This is a genomic window from Terrabacter sp. Root85 (assembly GCF_001429185.1).
Taxonomy (GTDB): domain Bacteria; phylum Actinomycetota; class Actinomycetes; order Actinomycetales; family Dermatophilaceae; genus Terrabacter.
In genome coordinates, this window is the sequence record NZ_LMIW01000008.1 from 506,984 (window position 1) to 532,781 (window position 25,798).

The window sequence follows — 25,798 nt, forward strand, 5'->3', positions numbered from 1 at the left end:
TGTGCTCCCCTGAAGAGTTCGGTGCGTCCTGCGGTTGCGCGCGGGACGAGAGGACGATACCGGCAGCGCCGGACGTCCGCGGCCGGTTGCGATAACGCTCCGACGACGGATTCGCGCGGAACGGTTCCGGTGCTCCGGGTGGCACACTGCAGTGTGCGGATCAGCCACTTCTGGACCTTGATGGACGACGAGTTCGGCGCGGCGTATGCCGGGTCGCTCGCCCGTGACCACGTGCTGGGTGCGCTCGGCAACCGCACCGTCGTGCAGGCCCTCGCCGATGGCGAGGCGCCGCGTGCGGTGTGGGAAGCGCTGTGCGTCGACATGGACGTGCCACCGGAGCGACGTCTCGGACGTGACACCCGTGTCGCCCGGGGAGCCCAGGGCGGTCAGGCCGGTCGCTGATGCCGGCGTCGCTCGACCCCGGTCTGTCGCGGATCACGCTGCGGCACGGCGACATCACGAGCGACGCCTCGGCCGACGCCATCGTCAATGCCGCGAACCGGTCCCTGCTGGGCGGCGGCGGTGTCGACGGGGCGATCCACCGGGCAGCGGGGCCGGCTCTGCTCGCCGAGTGCCGGCTGCTCGGCGGGTGCGACACCGGCGACGCGAAGATCACCGGCGCCGGTCGGCTGCCCGTGCGGCACGTCATCCACACGGTCGGCCCGGTCTGGCGCGGGGGAGGTGACGGTGAGCCGGAGCTCCTGGCGAGCTGCTACGTGCGGTCGGTCGAGGTCGCCGACGCCGCCGGCTGCGCGGTGCTCGCCTTCCCCGCCGTGTCGTGCGGGGTCTACGGCTACCCGCTCGACGCGGCGGCGGTGGTGTCGCTCGAGGCGCTGGCGGGAGCGCTCACGGTGCACGGCGGGGTGCGCGAGGCGCGGTTCTGGCTCTTCTCCGACACGGCCTACGCCGCGTTCGACCGGGCGCTGACGCGGCTGAGAGCGACACGCTGACCCGGGATCGGCGTGTCGTACGGACTTCGAACACCTGTTCGGTAGTGTTCTCCACAGGTCCTGCGCCACCACCCGCATCGTCCACAGGCCGTCTCGTGGATCCTCCCGATGTCGGCGCCGGCACCTAGCGTCTGACCCGACAGCGGACCTCGCAGCACGAGGCCGTGGCCCGGGTCGAAGGTAGACGACCGCAACGCAGACGGCAGATAGGTGACCGACATGGCTTCGGTGCAGGAAAAGGACAAGGACAAGGCCCTCTCCTCGGTGATGGGCCAGATCGAGAAGAGCTACGGCAAGGGTGCGGTGATGCGCCTCGGCGACGACATCCGTCCGCCCATCGAGGTGATCCCCACCGGATCGATCGCCCTCGACGTCGCTCTCGGCATCGGCGGTCTGCCGCGCGGACGCGTCGTCGAGATCTACGGCCCGGAGTCCTCGGGCAAGACGACCGTCGCGCTCCACGCGGTCGCCAACGCGCAGAAGGCCGGTGGCATCGCGGCGTTCATCGACGCCGAGCACGCGCTCGACCCGGACTACGCGAAGAAGCTCGGTGTCGACACCGACGCCCTGCTCGTGTCGCAGCCCGACACGGGCGAGCAGGCGCTCGAGATCGCCGACATGCTGATCCGCTCGGGTGCCATCGACATCATCGTCATCGACTCCGTGGCGGCCCTCGTGCCGCGCGCCGAGATCGAGGGTGAGATGGGCGACAGCCACGTGGGCCTGCAGGCGCGACTCATGAGCCAGGCGCTGCGCAAACTCACCGGCGCCCTCAACAACACCGGCACCACGGCGATCTTCATCAACCAGCTCCGTGAGAAGATCGGCGTCATGTTCGGCTCGCCCGAGACGACGACCGGTGGCAAGGCGCTGAAGTTCTACGCCTCGGTCCGCCTCGACGTGCGTCGCATCGAGACCCTCAAGGACGGCACCGAGCCGGTCGGCAACCGCACCCGCGTCAAGGTCGTCAAGAACAAGGTCTCCCCGCCGTTCAAGCAGGCCGAGTTCGACATCCTCTACGGCCACGGCATCTCGCGTGAGGGCGGCCTCATCGACATGGGCGTCGAGCACGGCTTCGTCCGCAAGGCCGGTGCCTGGTACACCTATGACGGCGACCAGCTCGGCCAGGGCAAGGAGAACGCCCGCAACTTCCTCAAGGACAACCCCGACCTCGCCGACGAGATCGAGAAGAAGGTCAAGGAGAAGCTCGGCGTCGGGCCGCGCGTCGACCAGCCCGCCGAGGTCTCGGACGTGCCTGTCGACTTCTGATCATGGGTCTCTCCGAACAGGAGACCGCACGGGACCGTCTGGCTCGCGCCGCGGCCGCCCTGGCTGAGGCCGAGGGGGTGGCCGGGGTGCGAGCCGGCGGTGCGTCGGCGGAAGGCTCGGATGCAGGTTCGGGGGAGTCGGCGGCCGAGGCCGGTGCGAGCCGGTCCGTACTGCCGTGGTCCGTGCCCGTCCGCGCCGAGCCGACCGGGCATGAGAGCGCGCGGCCCGCGAGCACACGCATGACCCGATCCGACGGGTCGAGCCCGTCGGGAGGGTCCCGCGGCGGCGGGCGTTCGGGCCGGTCGGGCGGTGCCAGCGGCTCCGGCCGTCAGGGGCGCCGGTCTGCCAAACCGCGCTCCGGCTGGGGTTCCGCTGACGTGGGGGAGCGACCCGACTGGGCGCCCCCGCCGGAGGACGTCGAGACGGCCGTGCCCGAGGCCGATGCCGAGTCGGTGGCACGCGCGATCGTCCTGCGACAGCTGAGCATGGCGCCGCGCAGCCGTGCCCAGCTCGAGAAGAAGCTGCGCCAGCGCGGCTGCGAGGACGACGTGGCGGCAAAGGTCCTCGACCGGATGGCCGAGGTCGGTCTCATCGACGACGAGGCGTACGCCCAGATGCTCGTCCGCTCGAAGCAGTCGGACAAGGGCCTGGCCCGGCGCGCGCTCGCGCACGAGCTGCGCAAGCAGGGCATCGACCAGGAGATCGCCGACGAGGCGCTCGGTCGGGTGGGTGCCGGGGACGAGAGGCTTCGGGCCGAGCAGCTCGTGGCCAAGAAGCTGCGCTCGATGCGCGGGTTGGCTCCCGAGGTCCAGACCCGACGTCTGGCCGGGCTGCTCGCTCGCAAGGGCTACTCGGGGGAGGTCGCGTGGCCGATCATCCGCGACGCGGTCGACGGGCTGCCCGAGCACCGTCGTGACTGAGGAGCGTCGCGGTGCTCACGGCATGCCCTCCGGACACCACGAGGGGGTGAGGACCGTGTGGTCCTCACCCCCTTGGGTGTGCTGTGGTGCGGTGCTGCTCAGACCTCGGCGGGCACGTTGGCGATCGCGGAGACGTCGAACTCGAGCTTGACCTTCTCGCTGACGAGAACGCCACCGGTCTCGAGGGCCGCGTTGAAGGAGAGGTTCCACTCGGTGCGGTCGATGGTGACGTCACCCTCGAAGCCGACGCGCGTGTTGCCGAACGGGTCCTTGGCCGAGCCGGTCTCCTCGAAGGGGATCGTCACGGACTTGGTGACACCGTTGATGGTCAGGTCGCCGGTGATGTCCCACTCGGCGCCGTCGCGCTCGACGTTCGTCGAGACGAACGTGATCTGCGGGTAGGTGGCGATGTCGAAGAAGTCAGGGGTCTTGAGGTGACCGTCGCGCTGCTCGTTGCCCGTGGTGACGCTGGCGGCCTGGATCGTCACGGTGACCGAGGAGTTCGCCGGCGTCACGGTGTCGACGTGGGCCGAGCCCTCGAACTCGTCGAAGTGGCCGCGGACCTTCGTGACCATCGCGTGGCGGGCGGAGAAGCCGATGCGCGTGTGGCTCGGGTCGATGGTGTAGTCGCCGGAGATGTTCTCGACAGCGACCGAGGGGGTCTCGGAGACGGTCTCGTCCTTGGTGCGGTTGAACAGGCCCATGATGTGTCCTTCGGAGTAGGTTATTGAATCTTCAACAACTATGATGCACCCAAGTTGTTGAACTGTCAAGCAATGGGGTCAACAGGTCCACCGTCGCCCCTATTCCTTCGTCTCGCGCGCTGGGATCGAGGCCGGACCAGAGCGTCGACGGCGCCCGGCCGTGGGAGCGCGCTGCACGACGTACCCTTGTCGGTGCCATGACAACGCAGAACTTCGCGCCCACGCCCGAGGCCGCCACGACCGCGCCCGCCGGCTCGCCCCGCACCTACGACGTCCGCACCCACGGGTGCCAGATGAACGTCCACGACAGCGAGCGACTCGCCGGGCTGCTCGAGACGGCGGGCTACGTCGACCTCGCGAGCCTGCCGACCGGGGAGCGGCCGGAGGTCGCCGACGTCGTCGTCTTCAACACGTGCGCCGTGCGCGAGAACGCCGACAACAAGCTGTACGGCAACCTCGGACAGCTGCGCCCGGCGAAGCAGAAGAACCCCGACATGCAGATCGCGGTCGGCGGCTGCATGGCCCAGAAGGACCGTGGCACCATCGTCCAGCGCGCGCCGTGGGTCGACGTCGTCTTCGGCACCCACAACATCGGGTCGTTGCCCGCCCTGCTCGACCGGGCGGCCCACAACAAGCGCGCCGAGGTCGAGATCCTCGAGAGCCTCGAGGTCTTCCCCTCGACCCTGCCGACCCGTCGGGACTCGGCCTACAGCGCCTGGGTCTCCATCTCGGTCGGCTGCAACAACACGTGCACCTTCTGCATCGTGCCGAGCCTGCGCGGCAAGGAGCAGGACCGTCGCCCCGGCGAGATCCTCGCCGAGATCGAGGCGCTCGTGGCCCAGGGCGTCGTCGAGGTGACCCTGCTCGGCCAGAACGTCAACACCTACGGCGTGGAGTTCGGCGACCGCCTCGCCTTCGGCAAGCTGCTGCGTGCCTGCGGCGAGATCGAGGGCCTCGAGCGCGTCCGCTTCACGAGCCCGCACCCGGCTGCTTTCACCGAGGACGTCATCCTCGCGATGGCCGAGACGCCCAACGTGATGCCCAGCCTGCACATGCCGCTCCAGTCCGGCTCGGACAAGGTGCTCAAGGACATGCGCCGCTCCTACCGGAGCACGAAGTTCCTCGGGATCATCGAGACCGTCCGCCAGCACATCCCGGACGCGGCGATCACGACCGACATCATCGTCGGCTTCCCCGGCGAGACCGAGGAGGACTTCCAGGGCACGCTCGACGTCGTCCGCGAGTCACGCTTCTCCAGCGCCTTCACCTTCCAGTACTCCATCCGGCCCGGCACCCCCGCTGCGACGATGGATGACCAGGTCCCCAAGGCCGTCGTGCAGGAGCGCTTCGAGCGACTCATCGCCCTGCAGGAGGAGCTCAGCTGGGCCGGCAACCGCGCCGTCGAGGGCCGTGAGGTCGAGGTGCTCGTCGCGCCGTCGGAGGGTCGCAAGGACGTCGAGACGAAGCGGCTGTCAGGGCGGGCCCGCGACAACCGGCTCGTCCACTTCGCCGTTCCCGAGGGCGCTGAGGTGCCCCGCCCCGGCGACATGGTCACCGTGAAGGTCACGTACGGCGCGCCGCACCACCTCGTGGCCGACTCGGGCCTCGAGGGCGGGACGTATGCCGTCCGGCGCACCCCCGGGGGTGACGCCTGGGCGGCGCTCCAGGACGCGCCGCAAGGCACGGGCAAGCCGGCCGTGAGCCTCGGCATGCCGTCCATCGGTCGACCGGCCGTCACCCCGGTGGCGTCGGGCTGCTCTGTCGTCTGAGCCGATTCGGGTCAGCGCGTCCCCACGTGCTTGACTTGGTGCATGAGTGTGCGCCCCATCGTCATCACCGGTGAGCCCGTCCTGCACCGGGCCGCCGCCCTCGTCACGGACTTCGACGACGAGCTGCGCACCCTCGTCGAGGACATGTACGAGACGAACGTCGCGGCCAACGGCGTCGGGCTCGCGGCACCCCAGATCGGCGTCGGGCTGCGGGTGTTCATCTGGAAGATGGCCAACGAGGACGGCGTCCCGGAGCAGGGACACGTCATCAACCCGACGGTGACCACCTCGAAGATCCCGCAGGAGCGCCCGAACCCCGACGAGGAGACCGAGGGCTGCCTCTCCGTGCCCGGTGAGGCCTTCCCGCTCAAGCGCGCCGACCGCGCCCACGTCATCGGTTTCGACATCGACGGCAACCGCGTCGAGTTCGACGCCTCCGGCTGGTTCGCCCGGTGCATGCAGCACGAGTACGACCACCTCAACGGCACGCTCTACGTCGACCGTCTCGACGACCGCCAGTCCAAGAAGGCCCGCAAGGCCGTCAAGCGCAACGGGTGGGGCAAGCCCGGCAGCTCGTGGCACCCGGGCGTCGACAAGGACCCCTTCGGTCACGACGAGGACGAGGTCGACGAGTACGCCGACGACCTCATCGGCTGAGCGCGCGCCCCTCGTGACGGACCCGCCCGGCCTCCGGTCCCGTACGCCGTGACGCCCGTGAACGCGCCGACGGTCGGTGCGCCCGTGGTCGCGGTCGTCGGGCCGACGGCGACGGGCAAGTCCGACCTGGCCCTCGACCTCGCCGCGCGGCTCGGTGGTGAGATCGTCAACGCCGACGCCATGCAGTTCTACCGCGGCATGGACATCGGCACGGCCAAGCTCCCCGCCGCCGAGCGGCGCGGCATCGCCCACCACCAGCTCGACGTCCTCGACGTGACCGAGGAGGCCAGCGTCGCCGGCTACCAGGCGGCGGCCCGCGTCGACATCGCCGCGATCCGCGGGCGGGGCCACCGGCCGCTCCTCGTCGGCGGTTCGGGGCTCTACGTCCGAGCCGCCCTCGACCGGCTCGAGATCCCGCCCACCGACGCCGCCGTGCGCGGGCGCCTCGAGGCCGAGGCCGAGGTGGTCGGTGGTGACGCGATGCACGCGCGGCTGCTCGCTCTCGACCCACGGGCCGCCGCCGCGATCCTGCCCGGCAACCGCCGACGGGTCATCCGGGCCCTCGAGGTCATCGAGCTCACCGGCCGCCCGTTCAGTGCGTCGATGCCCACGCGTGAGTTCGTCTCTCCGGCAGTGGTCCTGGGCCTCCGCGTCGACCGTGACGTCCTCGTGGAACGCATCGAGCGGCGTGTCGAGCGCATGTGGGAGGCGGGGCTGCGTGATGAGACCGAGGCCCTGCTCGCCGTGGGTCTGCGCGACGGCGTCACCGCGAGTCGGGCCATCGGCTACAGCCAGGCCGTCGCCGTCGTCGACGGCGCCCTCGACGAGGCAACGGCGCGCAGCGACACGGCCCAGGCGACGCGCCGCTACGCCCGCCGGCAGGAGTCGTGGTTCCGGCCCGACCCCCGAATCGTGTGGCTCGATGCCACCGACCCGGACCTGCTCGACCGGGCCCTCGCGGCGGTTCGTGAGGCGGATGCGCGGGTGCGCGACGGCATACCGGAGAATGACTGACATGACGCGCTTCACCAAGGGCCACGGCACCGAGAACGACTTCGTCCTCGTCCCCGACCTCGAGGGCTCGCTCGAGCTCACCCCCGCCCAGGTGCAGCGCATCGCCGACCGGCACGCCGGCCTCGGGGCCGACGGCGTCATCAGGGTCGTGCGCACGGCGCTGTCGACCGACGAGGCCGTCCGCGCCCAGTCGCGCGAGGCCGAGTGGTTCATGGACTACCGCAACGCCGACGGTTCGCTGGCGGAGATGTGCGGCAACGGCACGCGCGTCTTCGCCGAGTACCTCCGCCGGGAGGGGCTCGCCTTCGGCTCGACGTTCAGCATCGCCACGCGTGCCGGTGTCAAGACGGTGCGCGTCGTCGAGCAGGGGTATGCCGTCGACCTTGGTCCGTGGCGTCTCGGCGACGAGGAGGGTGCCCGCCGCGACGGCTTCGACGTCATGGTGAAGCCGCGCCACGGCAAGCCCGTGCCGGCGCTGACCCTCGACCTCGGCAACCCGCACGCGGTCGTCATGCTGCCCGAGGGCATCGCCCTCGAGAACCTCGACCTCGGTGAGGCGCCCGAGCTGCATCCGGAGCCGGCCGACGGGTCCAACGTCGAGTTCGTCCGGGCCGTCGGACCCGGTCACATCGCCATGCGCGTCCACGAGCGTGGGGTCGGCGAGACCCGGTCGTGCGGCACGGGCGCTGCTGCGGCCGCCCTTGCGACGCGCTTCTGGTCCGGGGTGGAGGACCTGAGCCCGTGGACGGTCGACGTGCCGGGCGGGCGCCTCACCGTCACGCCCCTGGCCGGCCAGCGGGTCGAGCTCGCAGGACCCGCGGTGCTCGTCGCCGACGGGGACTTCCCGCTCTGACGACCGTCGGCTCCCGTTCGGGTGGTGGCGGCAGCCACCCGGGGCTCGGGATCAGGTCGAACCGGGAGCCGGTGGCGCAGCAGGGTCGGTGCCGGAGAGCCTGAAGCCCTCGAACAGCGGACCGCCATGGCGGGCCAGCACGTCGTCGGCGAAGGCGAGCAGCAGCGACACGTCGCCGGCAGCCGCCGTGACGAGCGCCTTCTCGTGCCTCTCCCGCCAAGAGGTGTTCTCGCGCTCGTCGAAGTCGGCCAGCTCGCGCGCCACCCACTTGCCGCGGCCCCACCAGTGAGCCGATCCGTGCAGGAGCAGGTGGGCGGCCTCGTCGGCGAGCAGCACGGCGCAGACGAGCCGCTCGTGGGCGTCGTGCGCGTGGGTCACGTCGTCGAGCAGGTCGGTGACGGCATACCTCATCGTGTCGAGGTCGTCTCCGGTGAGCCGGGGAGGTCCCGCGGCGAGCAGCCGCGCCGCCGTCCGCTGCCACTGGGCACCGGACCCGTCGCTGTCGAGGAGGACGACCGAGCGTCCGAGCAGCCGCACCATGGTGGGCCGCCCGCCGGCGACGTCGCGCCGCACGTAGTGGCCGAGCGACGTCTCGGTGTGCACGAAGAGCTCGACCGGCCAGTCGCGGAAGTGCCGCGCATCGCGGTACGGCGCTGGTGGCCCGGGCAGGAGCACGGTCACGTCGAGGTCGGAGCCCGGGGTGGCGGAGCCGAGGACGACGCTCCCGCCGAGCCACGCAGCCCGCGCCTCGGGGAACCAGTGCGCCACGAGGGCACGCGCGTCGTCGACGGCCCCGTCCATGTCAGGAACGGCGCACCTCGAGGATCCGGAACGCCTTGGCGGACGACAGGCGGGTGCACCTGAGGCCCCAGTCCTGCTCGGTGATCCACCGCTGGAGCGAGTCGGAGCCGAGGTGCTTCTGGACGACGAGGTGCGCGACGCCGTCGTCGGCCAGGCGTGGGAGCCACCGCTCGAGCAGGGCGTGGAGGGCGGCCTTGCCGACGTGGATCGGCGGGTTGGACCAGATCGTCGTGAAGCGCACGTCGTCGGGCACGTCGTCCGGCTCGCAGAAGGTCGTGTTGTCGACCCCCACCGCCGCGGCGTTGGTCCGCGCCAGGTCGAGCGACCGGCGGTTGACGTCGACACCCCAGACCCTGGAGCCGGGGGAGCGGAGCGCGAGCGTCAGGGAGATCGGGCCCCAGCCGCAGCCGATGTCGAGCAGGTCGCCGGTCGGGCTCGGGTCGGGAGCGCCCTGGAGCAGCACGGCCGTGCCCGGGTCGAGGCGGTCGGGGGAGTAGACGCCGCGGGCCGTCGTCAGCGTGTACCGGTGCCCGTCGAGGGTGACCTCGATGGTGCGACGCTCCTCCGGGGTGGCCGGCTCGGCGGTGAAGTAGTGGTCGGTCGGCTCGCTCATCACGGTCACCGTATCGGCCCCGGCCCGTCGTCCGCGGCACCCAACCCGCCGTGCCCTGCACGCCGGTTCGGGCACAAACGAGTGGCTCGTGGCGTTCTAGGGGTGGGACCATAGGGAGAACATGACGAGCAACCACACGAACCACCCCAGCGACACCGACCGCGCCGTGCAGCGGGAGCGCACCCTCTTCGCCACCCGCGCCGACGCGCTGGCCGAGGAGCTCCACGAGACCGACGAGACGGCATACCCGCTCTACGACGGCGACCAGCTCGACCGCGAGGAGCGCGCCGCGCTCCGCCGCGTCCAGGGCCTCTCGACCGAGCTCGAGGACATCACCGAGGTCGAGTACCGCCAGCTGCGCCTCGAGCGGGTCGTGCTGGCCGGTGTCTGGACCGAGGGCACCGCCGACGACGCCGAGAACTCCATCCGTGAGCTCGCGGCGCTCGCCGAGACCGCCGGCTCGACCGTGCTCGAGGGCGTCGTCCAGCGTCGTCAGAAGCCCGACCCGGCGACCTGGCTCGGCAAGGGCAAGGCGATCGAGCTGCGCGACATCGTCGTCGAGGAGGGCGCCGACACCGTCATCTGCGACGGCGAGCTGGCCCCGAGCCAGAGGCGCGCCCTCGAGGACGTCGTCAAGGTCAAGGTCATCGATCGCACGGCGCTCATCCTCGACATCTTCGCCCAGCACGCCAAGAGCCGTGAGGGCCGCGCCCAGGTCGAGCTGGCCCAGCTCCAGTACCTCCTACCGCGCCTGCGTGGCTGGGGCGAGTCGATGTCCCGTCAGGCCGGTGGCCGGGTCGCCGGCGGTGAGGGCATCGGCTCGCGTGGACCCGGTGAGACGAAGATCGAGCTCGACCGCCGTCGCATCAACACGAAGATCGCCAAGCTGCGCCGCGACATCAAGGGCATGAAGACGAGCCGAGACACCCGTCGCCACTCGCGCCGCGCCGGCGGCGTCCCGTCCGTCGCGATCGCCGGCTACACCAACGCCGGCAAGAGCTCGCTGCTCAACCGGCTCACCGGCGCCGGCGTCCTCGTCGAGAACCAGCTCTTCGCGACCCTCGACCCGACGGTGCGCCGCACCGAGACCGAGGACGGTCGCGTCTACACGCTCGCCGACACGGTCGGTTTCGTGCGCAGCCTGCCCCACCAGCTCGTCGAGGCGTTCCGCTCGACGCTCGAGGAGGTCGGCGACTCCGACCTGCTCCTGCACGTCGTCGACGGATCGCACCCCGACCCCGAGGGCCAGATCTCGGCCGTGCGCGAGGTGCTCGCGGAGGTCGGTGGCGACCAGATCAAGGAGATCATCGTCGTCAACAAGGCCGACATCGCCGACCCGGAGGTGCTCGACCGGCTGCGCCGTCACGAGAAGCACTGCATCACGGTGTCGGCCCGCACCGGCGCCGGGCTCGACGAGCTGCGCGCGCTCATCGACCACGAGCTGCCCAAGCCCGACATCGAGGTCGAGGTGCTCGTGCCCTACGAGCGCGGCGACCTCATCTCGCGCCTCCACGAGGAGGGCGAGATCCTCGAGAGCGAGCACGTGGCCGAAGGGACCCGGCTGCGCGCGAAGGTCACGCCCAGCATGGAGCCCGACCTCGCGGCCTACGCCGTCGTCGCCAGCTGACGGACACCGCCGAAGGGCCCTCACCGGGCCCTTCGGCATGTCGGTGCCCGGCCGTCGGGGGTGTCGGGGAGGATGAGGAGCATGGCCCTCGAGATCCCGTGCCCCTACTGCGGCACCCAGATGTATGCCGAGCAGGCGCACAACCGCTGCCCGAAGTGCCTCTACATCGAGCCCTGCTGCGACGGCGCGCCTCTGGCCGCCTGCGAGACGCGCGCGCCCGAGCGACAGGCGCCGTGACCGCTGCTGCCGACGACGGGGGAGCTTGGCTGACGACCGAGCGGCTCATCCTGCGCCGTCCGCGGGCCGACGACCTCGACGACTACCTCCGCCTCCACAGCGACCCGCGCACGTATGCCCACTCGCCCTCGAGCATGCCGAGCCCCGAGCGGTGCCGTGAGCGTCTCGCGGACGACGTCGCCGACTGGGAGCGGGACGAGCTGGGGTATGCCGCCGTCGTCGACCGCGCGACCGGCGAGGTCATCGGGTGGGCGGGCTTGCGGCACAAGGACTCCGACGCCTCGAGCCTCAACCTCTACTACCGACTCGCGCACGACCGCCTGGGTGCAGGTCTCGGGCGGGAGATCTCGCGCGCGGTCGTCGCGTGGGGCGTCGAGCACCGCCCGGACGCGCTCGTGACGGCGATGGTCGACGCCGTCAATGCGGCGTCGATGCGCACGGCGGTGTCGGCGGGACTCGTCCAGGTCGGCACACGGCGGATGAAGGGCGAGCCGGACACCGAGCCGATGCCCTACTTCGAGGCGCCGAAGGTCGCGTCCGTGCCTCGAGAGGCGGTCGGCGCCGAGCTCCGGGAGGCCGTCGTGGACCTCTGGGTGCGCGTCAACGACGCCGGTGGCTCCGTCGGCTTCCTGCCCGGCGCGAACCGGCACGACGTGGCGGCCGCGCTCGACGGGCACCTCGACGACGTCCGTGCGCGGCGCTCGCTGCTCTGTGTGCTCAGGGAGCCCGGCGGTTCCTTGCTCGGCATCGGCTTCTGGGAGCACTCGAGAGGCTTCCCCTACGACCACGTCGCCGGGCTGAAGCGGCTCATGGTCGACCCGGCCGCCCACGGGCGCAACCTCGGCCGCATCCTCCTCGGCGGCATGGTCGGCATCGCCCGACGCGAGCTGCCGTGGGTCGAGCTGCTGCGCCTCGACTACCGCGACGGCCTCGGTCTGGGGGAGTTCTACGAGCGGTCGGGCTGGACCGAGGTGGGCCGGGTGCCACGCGGGCTCCGCCTCACCGCCACCGACTACCGCGACGACGTCGCGATGGCCCGTCGCGTCGACGGCCTGCCCCTGGACTGACCGGTGACGAGCTCGGCCGAGCTCCGACGAGACGGTGCCGTGGCGGTCGGAGCGGTCGTGAGGAGGCCTACCGGGGTCAGGACAGGCCGGTGACGGAACCGTTCTCGTCGATGTCGATGCGTTCGGCGTTGGGGGAGGTCGGCAGGCCCGGCATGGTCCGCATGTCTCCGCAGATCGCGTAGACGTAGCCGGCCCCGACCGCTGCCCGGACCTCGCGCACCGGCATCCGCCACCCGCGTGGGGCTCCGCGCAGCGAGGGGTCGGACGAGATCGACAGGTGCGTCTTGGCGATGACCACGGGCAGCCCGCCGTAGCCGAGCCGTTCGTAGTCCTTGAGCGCCTTGGCCGCCGCCGGGCTGACGTCGATCCCGTCGGCGCCGTAGATCTGTGTGGCGATGGCCTCGATCTTCTGCTCGAGCGGCAGGTCGAGGGGATAGAGGAACTCGAAGCTCGTCGGCTCGTGCGCGGCCTCGATGACGACCTGGGCGAGCTCCAGCGCTCCCGCCCCGCCCTCGGCGACGTGACGGGTCACCGCTGAGCGGACCCCGAGGCTGTTGCAGAAGCGGCGGATGACGGCGTGCTCGGAGTCGTGGTCGTCGGGGAACGCGTTGATCGCGATGACGGGCTGCACGCCGAAGCGACGCACGATCTCGACGTGCTTGCGAAGGTTGGCCAACCCGGCCTCGACGTCCTTGGGACTCTCCTTGAGCAGGCCCGCGGGCAGGGGCTTTCCGGCCTTGACGGCATACCTCCCCGAATGGGTCTTGAGCGCGCGGACCGTCGCCACGATCACGGCGACGTCGGGCCTGAGCCCGCTGACCCGGCACTTGACGTCGAAGAAGCGCTCGGCTCCCATGTCGGCCCCGAAGCCGGCCTCGGTGATGGCGTAGTCGCTGCCGCGCATGGCGATGAGGTCGGCCGTGACGGACGACGTGCCCGTCGCGATGTTGCCGAACGGCCCGCAGTGGATGATGGCCGGCCCGCCCTCGAGCGTCTGGAGCAGGTTGGGCTTGAGGGCGTCCGCGAGGATCGCCGTCATCGCTCCGGCGGCGTGCAGGTCCTCGGCGCTGACGCCCTTCCCCTCGGTCGTGTAGCCGACGACGATCCGGCCGAGGCGCTCGCGCAGGTCGCGCAGCGAGGTCGCGAGGGTGAGCAGCACCATGACCTCGCTCGCGGCCGTGATGTCGAACCCCGTCTCGCGGGCCACGCCGTCCTGACGTGCACCGAGCCCGATGACGACGTTGCGCAGGGCCCGGTCGTTGACGTCGAGCACCCGGCGCCACGTGATGTTGCGGACGTCGAGGCCGAGCGCGTTGCCGTGGTGCAGGTGGTTGTCGATCATCGCGGCGAGCAGGTTGTGGGCCGACGTGACGGCGTGGAAGTCACCCGTCAGGTGCAGGTTGAGCCGCTCCATGGGGACGACCTGGCTGTAGCCGCCGCCGGCCGCACCGCCCTTGATCCCGAACGTCGGACCCATCGAGGGCTGGCGCAGCGCGACGACGGCACGCTTGTCGAGCCGCTGCAGCGCCTGGGCGAGCCCGACGGAGGTCGTCGTCTTGCCCTCGCCGAGCGGCGTCGGCGTGATCGCGGTGACGACGACGTACTTCGCGTCGGGCTGGTGGGGTGGCTCGTCGAGGACGGCGAGGTCGATCTTCGCGACGTCACGCCCCCACGGCTCGAGGTGGTCGGACGTGACGCCGAGGTCGGCGGCGACGTCGGCGAGCGGACGCAGGGTCGCCGCGTTCGCGATGTCGAGGTCGGTGGGCAGGGGTGCGCTCATACCTCGATACAACCCCCGGACCTGCCTCGGCACAACGAGATCGGCGCAGTCGGTGGCGTGACGTCCGTCCCAGGCCGGCACGTCCGGACGGACGGTCGGAGACGGACGGCTGCGGCTCAGCGCGTCGGGGACCAGCTGGGGTCTCGTCCGAGGTAGCGCAGCAGCCGGTCGACGGCATCACCCTGGACGCCGGGCAGTGCTGCGGCATAGGCGAATCCGCGCAGGGGCTCGACGATCTCGACAGCCACGGCGTACAGCTGCGCGGCGAGCCCGGCGTCCATGGGGGACGGCTGGCCGGTCGCGACCGCGATGTCCCAGGCGTGCACCGCTGCGTCCAGCGCGGCCGCGCCCACGGCGACCGGAGCGACCAGCCGTGCCTGCGGGAGCGGCACGGCGACCGCGGGGTCGTCCGCGCCGACGCGCGAGAAGGCAAGGCGGGATGCCCTGAGCGGCGGGTCGAGCAGCTCGAGCGCGCTCGTCTCCAGCGTGCCCGTGGGGGAGAAGGGGTCGTATGCCGGGAAGTCGCCCTCGCCGAGCAACGCGGCGTAGGCCTGCTGGTCGCCGGCTGCGTGCTGGAGCACCTGCGCCACGGTCCAGTCGGAGCACGGGGTGGGGCCGTCCCACTCGTCGGTGCGCACCGCGGTCACGGTGTCGCGCAGGGCCGCGTGCGCCGCGTCGAGGATCGTCCAGGCGGTCTGCGTCGTGTCCATCGGGGTGCCTCTCTATCGGAATGGTTCGTTCCGTATAGACATTAACGGAATGGTGCGTTCCGTTCAAGTGGTACGGTCGGTCCATGCCGAGCCGCACGCCAGGGGAGCCCGACGCCGACGACGCGCGGGACCGCCCGCGACGCGGTCGCCAGGCGGAGGCGGCGCGCAACGACGCTGCCATCGTCGAGGCGGCGCGGGAGGTGCTGCTGCGCGATCCGGAGGCCTCGATGGCCGCGGTCGCGCAGGCGGCCGGAGTCGGTGTCGGTGGTCTCTACCGTCGCTATGCCGGCCGGGACGAGCTGCTGCAGCGGGTGTGCGGCGACGGGCTACGCCGTTTCGTCGAGCTGGCCGAGCGGGCGCTCGCCGACGACCGTGACGCGTGGTCAGCCTTCGAGGCCTTCCTCGCCGACGTGGTCGAGGCCGACGTCCACGCCCTGACCGTCCGGCTGGCCGGCACGTTCCGGTCGACGGTCGAGCTGCGCGACCTCGCCGTCCGCGGCGGCGACCTCGTCGACACTCTCGTGCAGCGGGCGCAGGCCACCGGTCGCCTGCGCCGCGACGTCGAGGCAGCTGACGTCCCCATGCTGCTCGAGCAGCTGACCGCCGTACGCGTCGACGACCCCGAGCGGACCGTCGCCCTCCGGCGCCGCTACCTCGGCCTGCAGCTCGACGCCTTGTGCACGCCAGAGCCCTCGACGCTCGACGCCACCGCGCCGACGGGCACCGAGCTCGGCGAACGCTGGGCACGGAGTCACTGAGCCTCCGAGCCTCCGAGCCTCCGCGCCTCCGCGCCACAGCCCCTGCGCGCGGACCGGACCGCGGGTCACGCGACGCGGGGGACGGGTGGCACGGCGAGTCGGCCCTGCGGCATACGCTGATCCAATGCCTCAGCGACCCGCGCTCGACGACCTCCTCCACGCCGCGGTGTCGGGGGTCGGCGGTGTCGAGCGCCCCGGGCAGGTCGAGATGGCCAAGGCCGTCGCTCACGCCATCGACGGCGGCGAGCACCTGCTCGTGCAGGCCGGGACCGGCACCGGCAAGTCGCTCGCCTACCTCGTGCCCGCCGTCGCACACGCCTTCGAGGCGGGCAAGCCGGCAGTCGTCGCGACCGCGACCCTGGCGCTGCAGGCACAGATCGTCGACCGCGACATGCCGCGGGTCGCCGATGCGCTCGCGCCGGTGCTCGGGCGACGACCGACCTACGCCCTCGTCAAGGGGCGGCGCAACTACGTGTGCCTCAACAAGCTCGAGGGTGGCTTCCCCGACGACGAGGACGGACTGCTGTCGGTCGGGCAGGTCGACGCCGCCGTCGGCCGTCTCGGCCAGGAGGTCGTCCGGCTGCGCGAGTGGGCGAGCACGACCGACTCCGGTGACCGCGACGAGCTCGTGCCCGGCGTCTCGGAGCGCGCGTGGCGGCAGGTCTCGGTGTCGGCGCACGAGTGCATGGGCGGCAAGTGCCCGCTCGTCGCCGAGTGCTTCGTCGAGCGCGCCCGCGAGGCCGCCAAGGACGTCGACGTCATCGTCACCAACCACTCCTTCATGGCCATCGACTCCTTCGAGGGCCGGCAGATGCTGCCCGAGCACGACGTGCTCGTCGTCGACGAGGCCCACGAGCTCGTCGACCGCGTCACCGCGACGATCACCGACGAGCTGACCGGCACCATGGTCATGACGGCTGCGAAGAAGGCCGGTCGCATGTCCGACAACACCGCCGCCATGGACGAGGCGGGGGAGATGCTCGCCCAGGCGCTCGAGCCGCTCGAGGAGGGGCGGATGCTCGGCATCCCCGACTCCGTCGGCCTCGCGCTCGCCCGGGTGCGTGACACGGCCCGCACCGTCCAGAGCGACCTCAAGCCACCGCCCGGCCAGGAGGCCGACGGCGCCCGCCAGGTGGCCCGTGCCGCCGTGGACGAGATCCACGAGAACGCCGAGCGGATCCTCGAGGAGCGCGAGCTCGACGTCGTCTGGCTCAATCGCGACCAGCGCCGCGGGCCGGTCCTGCGCGTCGCGCCGATGAGCGTCGCGATGCTCGTGCGCGACAAGGTCTTCGAGGCGCGCACCGTCGTCCTCACGTCCGCGACGCTCGAGCTCGGCGGCACGTTCGACGCGGTGGCCGGCACGATCGGGCTGCGCGGCGAGGGCGCTCCCACGTGGCAGGGCCTCGACGTCGGCAGCCCCTTCGACTACCCGAAGCAGGCCATCGCCTACGTCGCCGCCCACCTGCCGCCGCCCGGCCGTGACGGCGCCGGCGACGACACGCTGGACGAGATCGAGGAGCTCGTGCGTGCTGCCGGAGGCCGCACCCTCGGTCTCTTCTCGTCGATGCGGGCGGCCCAGACGGCCGCCGAGGTCATGCGCGCGCGGTTCGGCGACGACATCCCGGTCCTCTGCCAGGGCGAGGACCAGATCACGACCCTCGTGCGCCAGTTCGCGCGCGACCCTCGCACCTGTCTCTTCGGCACGCTCACCCTGTGGCAGGGCGTCGACGTGCCGGGCTCGTCGTGCCAGCTCGTCATCATCGACCGCATCCCGTTCCCGCGACCCGACGACCCGCTCGCCTCCGCCCGGTCGCAGGCGATCGCGCGGATGGGCGGCAACGGCTTCATGGCCGTCTCGGCGACCCACGCCGCGCTGCGCCTGGCCCAGGGCGCCGGACGTCTCGTGCGCCGTGCCGACGACCGCGGCGTCGTGGCCTTCCTCGACTCCCGGATGATGACGGCGAGGTATGCCGGCTTCCTCCAGCGTTCGCTGCCCCCCTTCTACCCGACGACCGACAGGAAGATGGTGCTCTCCGCGCTGGCCCGGCTCGACGCCATGGCGCCGCCGCCCGTCGCCGTCGAGGAGCCGGCCCTGCGGTCGCTCACCGGGGCCCGGTCCGACGCCGACGGCACGGAGCACCCGAGGCCGGTCGCGGTGGCCCCGCCGGCTCCGGTCTCCTCGCGCAGCGCGGTGACGTCCGGGCACGCGTGGACCGACGAGCAGGACGAGGAGCTGCGCGACGCAGCAGAGACCGGCATGCAGCTCGACGAGCTCGTCGACCACTTCGAGCTGCCCGAGGAGACGATCGCCGCTCGCGTCGAGCAGCTCGGGCTGACCATCACGTCGGGCGCCCTCTTCGACTGACACGCGTCAGCGGGCTTGCCGGGATCCCGGGCGTCCCGCGGTGTCGCCGTCGCATGGCAGAGTTGCGGCCATGACCGACCCGGCCATCCTTCCCTTCGTGCTCGTGACCGGCCCCGAGGGCGTCCTCGTCGAGCGGGCCGTCGCCGGCGTCCTCGCCGGCGCCAAGGAGGCCGACGTCGAGGTCATCCGCATCGAGGCCGCGACCTACGAGTCCGGCGCCCTCCAGATGCACGCCAGCCCCTCGCTCTTCGGCGGCGCCAAGACGATCGTCGTGCGCGACCTCCATGAGTCGCCCGACGAGCTCCAGCTCGACCTGCTCGCGCTCCTCGCGGCGCCCGACCCCGACGTCGGCCTCGTCGTCGCGCACGGGGGAGGGATGAAGGGCAAGAAGGTCCTCGACACGATGAAGAAGGCCGGGGCCCGCGTCATCGAGTGCCCGGCCATCAAGACCGACCGCGACAAGACCGACTTCGTCATGAAGGAGTTCTCAGCGGCCCGGCGCAAGATCACGAGCGAGGGCGTGCGGGCCCTCATCGAGGCCGTGGGCAAGGACGTCCGCGAGCTCGCCGCGGCCTGCTCCCAGCTCGTCTCCGACACCGAGGGCACGATCGACGACGCCGTCGTCGACACCTACCACGGGGGCAAGGTCGAGGCCACGGGCTTCCGGGTCGCCGACGCGACGATCGCCGGGCACTCCGGGGAGGCGCTGCGCCTGCTCCGACACGCCATCGCCACCGGGGTCGACCCGGTCCCGATCGTCGCCGTCATCGCCTCGCAGCTGCGTCAGCTCATCAAGGTCGGCGCGGCCGGCCGGGGCAGCTCGGCCCAGCTCGCCAAGAGCCTCGGCATGGCCCCGTGGCAGATCGACAAGGCCCGCCGCGCCGTCGGCCACTGGACCGCGGACGGGCTCGCCGTCGCCGTGGAGGCGGTGGCAGCCGCGGACTTCGAGGTCAAGGGCGGCGGCCGCGACCGCGTGTACGCCGTCGAGCGGGCGATCCTGACCATCTCCCGGGCGCGAGCGGCCCGCTGAGGTCGAGCTCACCGGACGACCGCGCGGACCGCGCCGGACGGCATACCTCCGGTTTGGTCGAGCGCCCCGCCCGCTGGTAACTTTGACCCTTGCGTGCGCGCTCAGGTCGTGCGCGCATGCATGCACCATCCAGAGCCGCTCACGCAGGGTGTCCCCACGCCCGGTCCCGAGCAGCTTTGCCGCCCTCTAACGGCAACCATCCGACCGAACGAAAGAAACCATCAACGTGGCAAACATCAAGTCGCAGCTCAAGCGCATCAAGACGAACGCGACGCGCACCGAGCGCAACAAGGCCGTCAAGAGCGAGCTTCGCACGTGGGTCCGCAAGGTCCGCGAGGCCACGGCCTCCGGCGACAAGGACGCTGCTGCCGAGGCCCTCAAGACCGCCTCGAAGAAGCTCGACAAGGCTGTCAGCAAGGGTGTCATCCACCAGAACCAGGCTGCCAACAAGAAGTCGGCGCTGGCGAAGAAGGTCGCGTCGCTCTGACGCACCACCCTCTCGTCTGAACGGGCCCGTCACCTCGTGGTGGCGGGCCCGATCTGCGTCTCAGCCGTGGTGGGCGCGCGCAGCGGCCACGACCTCGTCGTAGCGGTCGCGGGGGAGCACGGCACCCTCGCGGCGCACGCCGTCGGGGTCGACCCGGACGAGCCGGTTGACCCGGACCTCGCTCGGGCGCCCTCGGCCGTCCCACGCGCCGGTGCCGACGTCGACCCACTCGCGGCCCGAGCGTCGTTCCTGCTGCTCGTCGCGGTCGTGGTCCTTGCTCGTCAGGGGCAGTGCGACGAGCCAGTCGCCCTCGCGCCCGATGACGAGCACCGGCCGGTCCTTGCCCTGCCTGTGGTCCTCCTCGTAGGGCACCCAGGTCCAGACGATCTCGCCGGGATCGGGGCGGCCGTCCGGTCGCGGCGCATACGTGGTGTCCGGCAAGGTCGTCGCGTCGCCGGGGTAGGGCCTCGCGGTGGCGGACGGAGTCGAGGTGGCAGCCGGACGCTGCGGCGCGCTGGGCGCGGACGAACGGGTGCGCGTCGTTGAGGGCGAGGCTCGCACGAGGCCGCGCAGGCGACCGACCAGGCGTTCGAAGGTGCTGGGCATGGGAATCACCGTAGCCGCGGCACCGTTACCGTTGGGGTCCGAGACCGGGTCGACGGCGATCCGCACCACTCATGCCCGCCGCCACCATCGTGGATGCCGACGAACGACCGAACCCGGAGAGCCCTGTGAGTCCCGCAGCACGCCGCACGACCCTCGCCATCCTCGCCATCGCCGTCGGTGGGTTCGCCATCGGCACGACGGAGTTCGTGACGATGGGCCTGCTGCCGCAGATCGCCGACGGGACGGGGGTCGGCATCGCCACCGCCGGTCACTACGTCTCCGCCTACGCCCTAGGCGTCGTGGTCGGTGCGCCGCTCATCGCCATCGCGTTCGCCAAGGCGCCGCGCAAGGGTCTGCTCATGGGGCTCATGGCCTTCTTCGCCGTCGCGCACCTCGCCGTCCTCGCGGCGAACACGTACCCGACCGTCATGGCTGCCCGCTTCCTCGCGGGTATGCCGCACGGTGCCTTCTTCGGCATCGGCTCGGTCGTCGCCGCGTCCCTCGTGTCGCACCGGCGCCGCACGGCGGCCGTCGCCGCCATCCTCGGTGGCCTCGGTGTCGCCAACGTCGTCGGCGTGCCGCTCGCGACCCTGCTCGGGCAGCGCTTCTCGTGGCACCTGCCCTACGTCCTCGTCGGCGTCATCGCCGCCCTGACCGTCGCGGCCATCGCGGTCTTCCTGCCGCACCAGCCGCCGAGCGGTGAGGAGTCGATGCGGGCCGAGATGCAGGCGCTGCGCCGGCCTCAGGTCTGGCTCGCGCTCCTCATCGGCGTCGTCGGCTTCGGCGGCATGTTCGCGATGTACTCCTTCATCACCCCGACCATGACCGAGCTCGCCGGGCTCGACGAGCGCTACATCCCGTGGGTCCTCGCGGCCTACGGCGTCGGCATGGTCGTCGGCATGGTGCTCGCCGGCCGGGTCGCCAACCGGGTCGGCGTGCTCAAGGGGATCATCGGGGCGCTCGCGGCCATCGCCGTGCTCCTCGCCCTCTTCGGGTGGGCCGCCCAGATCCTCTGGCTCGCGGTCGTCATGGTCTTCGTCCTGGGCCTGCTGCCCTCGATCGTCGTGCCGCTGCTCCAGACGCGCCTCATGGACGTCGCGCACGAGGGGCAGTCGCTCGCGGCCGCGCTCAACCACTCGACGCTCAACACCGCGAACGCCCTCGGCGCCTGGCTCGGCTCGATCGTGCTCGCGGCGGGCTGGGGCTACGGCGCGCCGAGCCTCGTCGGTGCCGGTCTCGCCGTGCTCGGTGTCGGCGTGGCGGTGCTGTCAGCGGTGCTCGAGCGCCGCGCGAGTGCTGCTGCCACCGGCTCCGGGCGTCAGGTCGAGCACGCTGCCGCCGTGTCGGCCACGACGAACGCCTGACGGCGGGACGGGGCGCTCACTCGACTGGGACGGGGCGCTCACTCGACTGGGACGAAGCGCCCAGCTCGACTGCGGCCGGGACGCTCGCCCGACGGGTCAGGGGCGCCAGCGGTCGTCGTCACGGACCGGCTCCGGCTGGTCGGTCGGGTCGCGACGAGGTTCCGGGGCCGCGTCCGCGCCCTCACTCACCACGGCGGGCACGGCATACGGCACGGCGCTGGACAGGGCCCCCGACGCGGTGTTGGCCACGGCGTCGACGGGGACGCGATCGGCCACCTGCCGGGTGGACAGCACCTCGGGCAGCGGCGTCGGCGAGAAGCCGACCATGGCGGGCAGGGCGTAGGCGCCGGGCGCCGCGGGAGTGCCCCACAGCCACGGCTCCCTCGGGCGCCAGAGCAGCCGCCCCGGACGGCGTCGGTCGCGGAGGGCGTGCATGCGCCACAGCAGCACCGGGTGGCTCGCAGCGGCGTTGGTCACCCACACGAAGAAGCCGGGCTCGGTGACGGCGCGGTCGGCCATCGCGTCGACGTCGACCGACCGGCCGAGGTACTTGCCTCCGGCGAGCGTCGCCATCGCCGACCGGGCACCCTGCGGTGCGAGAGCGTGGCCGTAGTTGTCCGCGGTGTACTCCTGGGCCCGGCTCAGCGTCGACCCGACGAGCGGGATCCACTGGGAGGCGAACGTGCCGAGGATGCGCCAGTAGCTGACGTGACCCGCGGCGATGTGCCCGACCTCGTGGGCGATGACGAACCGGAGCGCGTCGGGCTCGCGTGCTGCTCCACCGACCTCGAGGAGGTCGCTGTTGACGAACACGAACCGTCGGAAGCCGTGGCCGGACGCCGCCGCGTTGATGACACCGTTGCCGAGCACGACGTACGCGTCGGGCACGTAGGAGAGGCCAGAGCGGCTCGCGGCGTCGACGAGCATCGCGTACGCCTCGGGGAACTGCTCGGGGGTCAGCTTGATGCCGGTGAGCCGCTGCTGCGCCCACAGCTGCCCGCGCGCGAACCAGACGAGCAGCGGGGCGAACACGAGCGCCAGCGCGTAGACGTCCGGTGTGCGCTGCTCGTCGATGGCGGCCGACACCTCTGCGAAGGCGGCCAGGAGCAGGAGCAGCGAGGCGATGATCGCGACGACGAGCGTCAGGATCTCCCGCGGGTGCCGCACGTGACGGCGCAGCGGCACGTGCGACCCGGGGGCCACGGGCAGGACCTGCATGGGTTGGGCGCGCATGGCCGCCATTGTGCGTCACGTCTCGGGTCGGTGGTCGGCGCGGGCCACGAGGGCGTGAGCGGCAGATCCCCAAAGCATGGGAGACTGTGGGGGCTGCGGGGGCACTCCGAGCGGCTCGATTGACTCGAGCGCCGCCCGCCCACCGACCAGCACCATCCCCGTCACCCTGACTCTGCGAGGTTCGTCCCACGTGTCGCCCATGGCCCGATCCGCGTTGGCACCCAACGCAACGCCGCCGGACCTGATCCGCAACTTCTGCATCATCGCGCACATCGACCACGGCAAGTCCACGCTGGCCGACCGCATGCTGCAGCTGACCGGCGTCGTCGACGCGCGCGCGATGCGCGCGCAGTACCTCGACCGGATGGACATCGAGCGCGAGCGCGGCATCACGATCAAGAGCCAGGCCGTGCGCATGCCGTGGGAGCTCGACGACACGACGTACGCCCTCAACATGATCGACACCCCGGGGCACGTCGACTTCACCTACGAGGTGTCACGGTCGCTGGCCGCCTGCGAGGGTGCGGTGCTCCTCGTGGACGCCGCCCAGGGCATCGAGGCACAGACCCTCGCGAACCTCTACCTCGCGATGGAGAACGACCTCTCGATCATCCCGGTCCTCAACAAGATCGACCTGCCGGCGGCCCAGCCAGAGAAGTACGCCGAGGAGCTGGCCAAGCTCATCGGCTGCGAGCCCGAGGACTGCCTCAGGGTCTCGGGCAAGACCGGCGAGGGCGTCGAGCCACTCCTCGACAAGATCGTCCGCACGCTGCCTGCCCCCGTCGGCGACCCCGACGCCCCGGCGCGCGCCATGATCTTCGACTCGGTCTACGACACCTACCGCGGTGTCGTGACCTACGTCCGCGTCGTCGACGGCAACCTCAGCCCGCGCGAGAAGATCGTCATGATGTCGACCCGGGCGACCCACGAGCTGCTCGAGATCGGCGTCATCAGCCCCGAGCCGGTGCCCGGCAAGGGTCTCGGCGTCGGCGAGGTCGGCTACCTCATCACCGGCGTCAAGGACGTGCGCCAGTCGCGCGTCGGCGACACGGTGACCAACGCCAGCAAGCCGGCGACGAAGGACCTCGGCGGCTACCGCGACCCGAAGCCGATGGTCTTCTCCGGCCTCTATCCCATCGACGGGTCCGACTACCCCGACCTGCGCGACGCCCTCGACAAGCTGAAGCTCAACGACGCCGCGCTCGTCTACGAGCCCGAGACGTCCGCGGCTCTCGGGTTCGGCTTCCGCGTCGGCTTCCTCGGGCTGCTGCACCTCGAGATCGTCCGCGAGCGGCTCGAGCGCGAGTTCGACCTCGACCTCATCTCGACCCAGCCCAACGTCGTCTACGACGTCACGATGGACGACGGCAAGGCCGTGCACGTGACCAACCCGAGCGAGTACCCCGACGGCAAGATCCGCGAGGTGAGCGAGCCGGTCGTGCGCGCCACGATCCTCGCGCCGTCGGAGTTCGTCGGCGCGATCATGGAGCTGTGCCAGCAGAAGCGCGGCAACCTGCGCGGCATGGACTACCTCTCCGAGGACCGCGTCGAGATGCGCTACACGCTTCCGCTCGCCGAGATCGTCTTCGACTTCTTCGACCAGCTGAAGTCGCGCACCCGCGGCCACGCCTCGCTCGACTACGAGCCCGACGGCGAGCAGGTCGCCGACCTCGTCAAGGTCGAGATCCTGCTCCAGGGCGAGACCGTCGACGCCTTCTCGGCCATCGTCCACAAGGACAAGGCCTACGCCTACGGCGTCATGATGGCGAGCAAGCTCAAGGACCTCATTCCCCGCCAGCAGTTCGAGGTCCCGATCCAGGCCGCCATCGGCTCGCGGATCATCGCCCGCGAGAACATCCGCGCCATCCGCAAGGACGTGCTCGCCAAGTGCTACGGCGGCGACATCAGCCGCAAGCGCAAGCTCCTCGAGAAGCAGAAGGAGGGCAAGAAGCGCATGAAGATGGTCGGACGGGTCGAGGTGCCGCAGGAGGCCTTCGTCGCTGCGCTGTCGAGCGACGGCGACAAGGGCGACAAGAAGAAGTAGCCACAGCCGCAGCCTCTGTGGTGCCGTCGGGCTGTCGCCCCAACGCCATGGGCCGTGGCGGCTCAGGCCTCGAGGAGCTTGCGGCGCAGGCGCTCCGTGTCGGCCGCCGTCCAGCCCTGGGAGTCGAGCCAGCCCAGCGGGCCGCCGTAGCGCTCGTCGAGCGTGGCGAGCAGCAGGCGCATCGTGTCGGTGGTCGGCGACTGCTGCGCCACCGTCTTGTCCTTGAGGTTCGCGGCGTACGCCTCCTTGGCGCGCAGCCGGTCCATGATCGCGGCGACGCGCTCGGCCGACGCCGCGTAGTCGGCCACGACGAGGTCGTCGGGCACGCCCACGACCTTGAGCGCGAGTCCCACGACCGTGCCGGTGCGGTCCTTGCCGGCGGCGCAGTGCACGATGGCCGCGCCCTGGCTGGAGGCGATGGCATGCAGCGCCGCGACCACCGAGTCGGGGCGGCTCGCGAGGTAGCTGAGGTAGTGCTCCGACCAGAACTGGTCGTGGCTCGGGCGGTGGCCGCCGTTGCGCTCGGCGGCGTCGGCCGCCGCGGCGTCGCGGCGCTCATCGGTCTCCCAGGGGAGAGCGCGCTCCGCGGCCGGGATGCCCGACTCGGTCGTGTCCTCGCGGTAGAGCGTGTGGTGGTGGTGTCGTATGCCGTCCAGCGCGCGGAGCGGGCCGTCGCCCTCCTTGGCGACCTCGACGTCGGTGCGCAGGTCCACGACGTCACTGACGCCGTAGCGGTTGACGAGGGCGTCGACGGAGCCGGGGGTGAGGTCCTGGAGGTTGTCGGAGCGCAGCAGCCGGCGCGGTCGGACGGTGTCGCCACCGGCTGTCACCATGCCTCCCAGGTCACGCATGTTGACGACGCCGTCGAGCTCGATCCAGTTGGGGCTGTACACCCCAGCACCATATGCGACGGTCGATAACGACTTGCACCGATGTGCCC

The 25,798-nt window shown here is 71.6% G+C and carries 25 protein-coding genes; 17 read left to right on the forward strand and 8 right to left on the reverse strand.

Translation table 11 applies throughout. From position 1 onward, the window contains the following. Nucleotides 1-138: 138 nt before the first annotated feature. The 4 genes from ASE25_RS08860 to ASE25_RS08875 all read left to right on the forward strand — a co-directional run bounded on the left by ASE25_RS08860 (nucleotide 139) and on the right by ASE25_RS08875 (nucleotide 3,139). Nucleotides 139-402, forward strand: a complete 264-nt coding sequence (locus ASE25_RS08860; RefSeq protein ID WP_369793468.1) for a DUF3046 domain-containing protein — start codon at nucleotides 139-141, stop codon at nucleotides 400-402. After that, nucleotides 402-950: an O-acetyl-ADP-ribose deacetylase gene (locus ASE25_RS08865; RefSeq protein WP_056824853.1), complete on the forward strand. Its 549-nt coding sequence runs from the start codon at nucleotides 402-404 to the stop codon at nucleotides 948-950. Before ASE25_RS08860 ends, ASE25_RS08865 begins: the two co-directional genes overlap by 1 nt. A gap of 219 nt (nucleotides 951-1,169) precedes the next feature. Further along, the gene (gene recA / locus ASE25_RS08870) at nucleotides 1,170-2,219 is read left to right on the forward strand and encodes a recombinase RecA (protein WP_028785358.1); all 1,050 of its coding nucleotides are present in this window, start codon (nucleotides 1,170-1,172) and stop codon (nucleotides 2,217-2,219) included. 377 nt (nucleotides 2,220-2,596) lie between these two features. Further along, entirely contained in the window at nucleotides 2,597-3,139 is a 543-nt protein-coding gene (locus ASE25_RS08875) for a regulatory protein RecX (protein WP_056824856.1), read from the forward strand. 98 nt (nucleotides 3,140-3,237) lie between these two features. Here ASE25_RS08875 and ASE25_RS08880 read toward each other — a convergent pair whose 3' ends face one another. Then, nucleotides 3,238-3,843 carry a YceI family protein gene (locus tag ASE25_RS08880; RefSeq protein ID WP_056780206.1) on the reverse strand — a complete coding sequence of 202 codons (606 nt, stop codon included), beginning with the start codon at nucleotides 3,841-3,843 and terminating at the stop codon, nucleotides 3,238-3,240. 197 nt (nucleotides 3,844-4,040) lie between these two features. Between ASE25_RS08880 and miaB the strand changes: the two genes are divergently transcribed. From miaB to dapF, 4 genes are read left to right on the forward strand one after another with little or no spacing between them, the layout of a single operon-like run. Further along, nucleotides 4,041-5,612 (forward strand): tRNA (N6-isopentenyl adenosine(37)-C2)-methylthiotransferase MiaB, encoded by a 1,572-nt coding sequence (gene miaB / locus ASE25_RS08885; RefSeq protein ID WP_082622772.1) that lies wholly within the window; start codon nucleotides 4,041-4,043, stop codon nucleotides 5,610-5,612. 42 nt (nucleotides 5,613-5,654) lie between these two features. Next, entirely contained in the window at nucleotides 5,655-6,269 is a 615-nt protein-coding gene (gene def / locus ASE25_RS08890) for a peptide deformylase (protein WP_056780200.1), read from the forward strand. Between the two features lie 57 nt (nucleotides 6,270-6,326). After that, nucleotides 6,327-7,283 (forward strand): tRNA (adenosine(37)-N6)-dimethylallyltransferase MiaA, encoded by a 957-nt coding sequence (gene miaA / locus ASE25_RS08895; protein ID WP_200959032.1) that lies wholly within the window; start codon nucleotides 6,327-6,329, stop codon nucleotides 7,281-7,283. A gap of 1 nt (nucleotide 7,284) precedes the next feature. Further along, a complete protein-coding gene (dapF, locus tag ASE25_RS08900) occupies nucleotides 7,285-8,136 on the forward strand; it encodes a diaminopimelate epimerase (protein WP_056780194.1) in 852 nt (283 codons plus the stop codon). Between the two features lie 51 nt (nucleotides 8,137-8,187). Here the strand turns inward: dapF and ASE25_RS08905 are convergent, their stop codons facing one another. Further along, entirely contained in the window at nucleotides 8,188-8,937 is a 750-nt protein-coding gene (locus ASE25_RS08905; protein ID WP_056824862.1) for a nucleotidyltransferase domain-containing protein, read from the reverse strand. A 1-nt stretch (nucleotide 8,938) separates the two neighbouring features. Beyond that, complete coding sequence (locus ASE25_RS08910) at nucleotides 8,939-9,550, reverse strand: class I SAM-dependent methyltransferase (RefSeq protein WP_056825690.1); 612 nt, start codon at nucleotides 9,548-9,550, stop codon at nucleotides 8,939-8,941. Nucleotides 9,551-9,671: 121 nt separating this feature from the next. On the opposite strand from ASE25_RS08910, the gene hflX reads away from it, so the two are divergent. From hflX to ASE25_RS08920, 3 genes are all read left to right on the forward strand, one after another. Continuing rightward, nucleotides 9,672-11,177, forward strand: coding sequence for a GTPase HflX (gene hflX / locus ASE25_RS08915; RefSeq protein ID WP_082620021.1), 1,506 nt, complete (start codon nucleotides 9,672-9,674; stop codon nucleotides 11,175-11,177). An 81-nt stretch (nucleotides 11,178-11,258) separates the two neighbouring features. Next, nucleotides 11,259-11,414: a hypothetical protein gene (locus ASE25_RS22725; protein WP_020142601.1), complete on the forward strand. Its 156-nt coding sequence runs from the start codon at nucleotides 11,259-11,261 to the stop codon at nucleotides 11,412-11,414. After that, nucleotides 11,411-12,481 (forward strand): GNAT family N-acetyltransferase, encoded by a 1,071-nt coding sequence (locus tag ASE25_RS08920; RefSeq protein ID WP_056824866.1) that lies wholly within the window; start codon nucleotides 11,411-11,413, stop codon nucleotides 12,479-12,481. The genes ASE25_RS22725 and ASE25_RS08920 overlap by 4 nt, the downstream gene beginning before the upstream one ends. A 76-nt stretch (nucleotides 12,482-12,557) precedes the next feature. Here ASE25_RS08920 and ASE25_RS08925 read toward each other — a convergent pair whose 3' ends face one another. Beyond that, nucleotides 12,558-14,261 (reverse strand): formate--tetrahydrofolate ligase, encoded by a 1,704-nt coding sequence (locus ASE25_RS08925; RefSeq protein ID WP_056824869.1) that lies wholly within the window; start codon nucleotides 14,259-14,261, stop codon nucleotides 12,558-12,560. A gap of 116 nt (nucleotides 14,262-14,377) precedes the next feature. Continuing rightward, on the reverse strand, nucleotides 14,378-14,971 hold the full coding sequence (locus ASE25_RS08930) for a TIGR03086 family metal-binding protein (RefSeq protein ID WP_056780180.1): 594 nt from the start codon (nucleotides 14,969-14,971) through the stop codon (nucleotides 14,378-14,380). Between the two features lie 83 nt (nucleotides 14,972-15,054). Between ASE25_RS08930 and ASE25_RS08935 the strand changes: the two genes are divergently transcribed. The 4 genes from ASE25_RS08935 (at nucleotide 15,055) to rpsT (ending at nucleotide 19,611) form a co-directional block, all read left to right on the forward strand. Next, complete coding sequence (locus tag ASE25_RS08935) at nucleotides 15,055-15,729, forward strand: TetR family transcriptional regulator (protein WP_056824872.1); 675 nt, start codon at nucleotides 15,055-15,057, stop codon at nucleotides 15,727-15,729. A gap of 124 nt (nucleotides 15,730-15,853) precedes the next feature. Then, nucleotides 15,854-18,094 carry an ATP-dependent DNA helicase gene (locus ASE25_RS08940; protein ID WP_056824875.1) on the forward strand — a complete coding sequence of 747 codons (2,241 nt, stop codon included), beginning with the start codon at nucleotides 15,854-15,856 and terminating at the stop codon, nucleotides 18,092-18,094. Nucleotides 18,095-18,164: 70 nt separating this feature from the next. Beyond that, entirely contained in the window at nucleotides 18,165-19,124 is a 960-nt protein-coding gene (gene holA, locus ASE25_RS08945) for a DNA polymerase III subunit delta (RefSeq protein WP_056824878.1), read from the forward strand. A gap of 226 nt (nucleotides 19,125-19,350) precedes the next feature. Further along, entirely contained in the window at nucleotides 19,351-19,611 is a 261-nt protein-coding gene (rpsT, locus tag ASE25_RS08950) for a 30S ribosomal protein S20 (protein WP_020142594.1), read from the forward strand. Between the two features lie 60 nt (nucleotides 19,612-19,671). Here the strand turns inward: rpsT and ASE25_RS08955 are convergent, their stop codons facing one another. After that, the gene (locus ASE25_RS08955; RefSeq protein WP_056780361.1) at nucleotides 19,672-20,217 is read right to left on the reverse strand and encodes a type II toxin-antitoxin system PemK/MazF family toxin; all 546 of its coding nucleotides are present in this window, start codon (nucleotides 20,215-20,217) and stop codon (nucleotides 19,672-19,674) included. A gap of 125 nt (nucleotides 20,218-20,342) precedes the next feature. Here ASE25_RS08955 and ASE25_RS08960 point away from each other — a divergent pair, with 125 nt between their 5' ends. Next, nucleotides 20,343-21,581 (forward strand): MFS transporter, encoded by a 1,239-nt coding sequence (locus ASE25_RS08960; RefSeq protein WP_082620035.1) that lies wholly within the window; start codon nucleotides 20,343-20,345, stop codon nucleotides 21,579-21,581. A gap of 96 nt (nucleotides 21,582-21,677) precedes the next feature. Here the strand turns inward: ASE25_RS08960 and ASE25_RS08965 are convergent, their stop codons facing one another. After that, complete coding sequence (locus ASE25_RS08965; protein ID WP_235508609.1) at nucleotides 21,678-22,814, reverse strand: M48 family metallopeptidase; 1,137 nt, start codon at nucleotides 22,812-22,814, stop codon at nucleotides 21,678-21,680. Nucleotides 22,815-23,013: 199 nt separating this feature from the next. Between ASE25_RS08965 and lepA the strand changes: the two genes are divergently transcribed. Next, entirely contained in the window at nucleotides 23,014-24,858 is a 1,845-nt protein-coding gene (lepA, locus tag ASE25_RS08970; protein ID WP_056824881.1) for a translation elongation factor 4, read from the forward strand. Between the two features lie 62 nt (nucleotides 24,859-24,920). On the opposite strand, the gene ASE25_RS08975 is transcribed toward lepA, so the two are convergent. Beyond that, entirely contained in the window at nucleotides 24,921-25,751 is an 831-nt protein-coding gene (locus tag ASE25_RS08975; RefSeq protein ID WP_056824885.1) for a tyrosine-protein phosphatase, read from the reverse strand. Nucleotides 25,752-25,798 lie beyond the last annotated feature (47 nt).

Coding starts and splice junctions, on each gene's coding strand:
- ASE25_RS08865 (WP_056824853.1), top strand. CDS start 402: ATGCCGGCGTCGCTCGACCCCGGTCTGTCGCGGATCACGCTGCGGCAC.
- recA (WP_028785358.1), top strand. CDS start 1,170: ATGGCTTCGGTGCAGGAAAAGGACAAGGACAAGGCCCTCTCCTCGGTG.
- ASE25_RS08880 (WP_056780206.1), bottom strand. CDS start 3,843: ATGGGCCTGTTCAACCGCACCAAGGACGAGACCGTCTCCGAGACCCCC.
- miaB (WP_082622772.1), top strand. CDS start 4,041: ATGACAACGCAGAACTTCGCGCCCACGCCCGAGGCCGCCACGACCGCG.
- def (WP_056780200.1), top strand. CDS start 5,655: ATGAGTGTGCGCCCCATCGTCATCACCGGTGAGCCCGTCCTGCACCGG.
- dapF (WP_056780194.1), top strand. CDS start 7,285: ATGACGCGCTTCACCAAGGGCCACGGCACCGAGAACGACTTCGTCCTC.
- ASE25_RS08905 (WP_056824862.1), bottom strand. CDS start 8,937: ATGGACGGGGCCGTCGACGACGCGCGTGCCCTCGTGGCGCACTGGTTC.
- ASE25_RS08910 (WP_056825690.1), bottom strand. CDS start 9,550: ATGAGCGAGCCGACCGACCACTACTTCACCGCCGAGCCGGCCACCCCG.
- hflX (WP_082620021.1), top strand. CDS start 9,672: ATGACGAGCAACCACACGAACCACCCCAGCGACACCGACCGCGCCGTG.
- ASE25_RS22725 (WP_020142601.1), top strand. CDS start 11,259: ATGGCCCTCGAGATCCCGTGCCCCTACTGCGGCACCCAGATGTATGCC.
- ASE25_RS08925 (WP_056824869.1), bottom strand. CDS start 14,261: ATGAGCGCACCCCTGCCCACCGACCTCGACATCGCGAACGCGGCGACC.
- ASE25_RS08930 (WP_056780180.1), bottom strand. CDS start 14,971: ATGGACACGACGCAGACCGCCTGGACGATCCTCGACGCGGCGCACGCG.
- ASE25_RS08935 (WP_056824872.1), top strand. CDS start 15,055: ATGCCGAGCCGCACGCCAGGGGAGCCCGACGCCGACGACGCGCGGGAC.
- ASE25_RS08940 (WP_056824875.1), top strand. CDS start 15,854: ATGCCTCAGCGACCCGCGCTCGACGACCTCCTCCACGCCGCGGTGTCG.
- holA (WP_056824878.1), top strand. CDS start 18,165: ATGACCGACCCGGCCATCCTTCCCTTCGTGCTCGTGACCGGCCCCGAG.
- ASE25_RS08955 (WP_056780361.1), bottom strand. CDS start 20,217: ATGCCCAGCACCTTCGAACGCCTGGTCGGTCGCCTGCGCGGCCTCGTG.
- ASE25_RS08965 (WP_235508609.1), bottom strand. CDS start 22,814: ATGCGCGCCCAACCCATGCAGGTCCTGCCCGTGGCCCCCGGGTCGCAC.
- lepA (WP_056824881.1), top strand. CDS start 23,014: ATGGCCCGATCCGCGTTGGCACCCAACGCAACGCCGCCGGACCTGATC.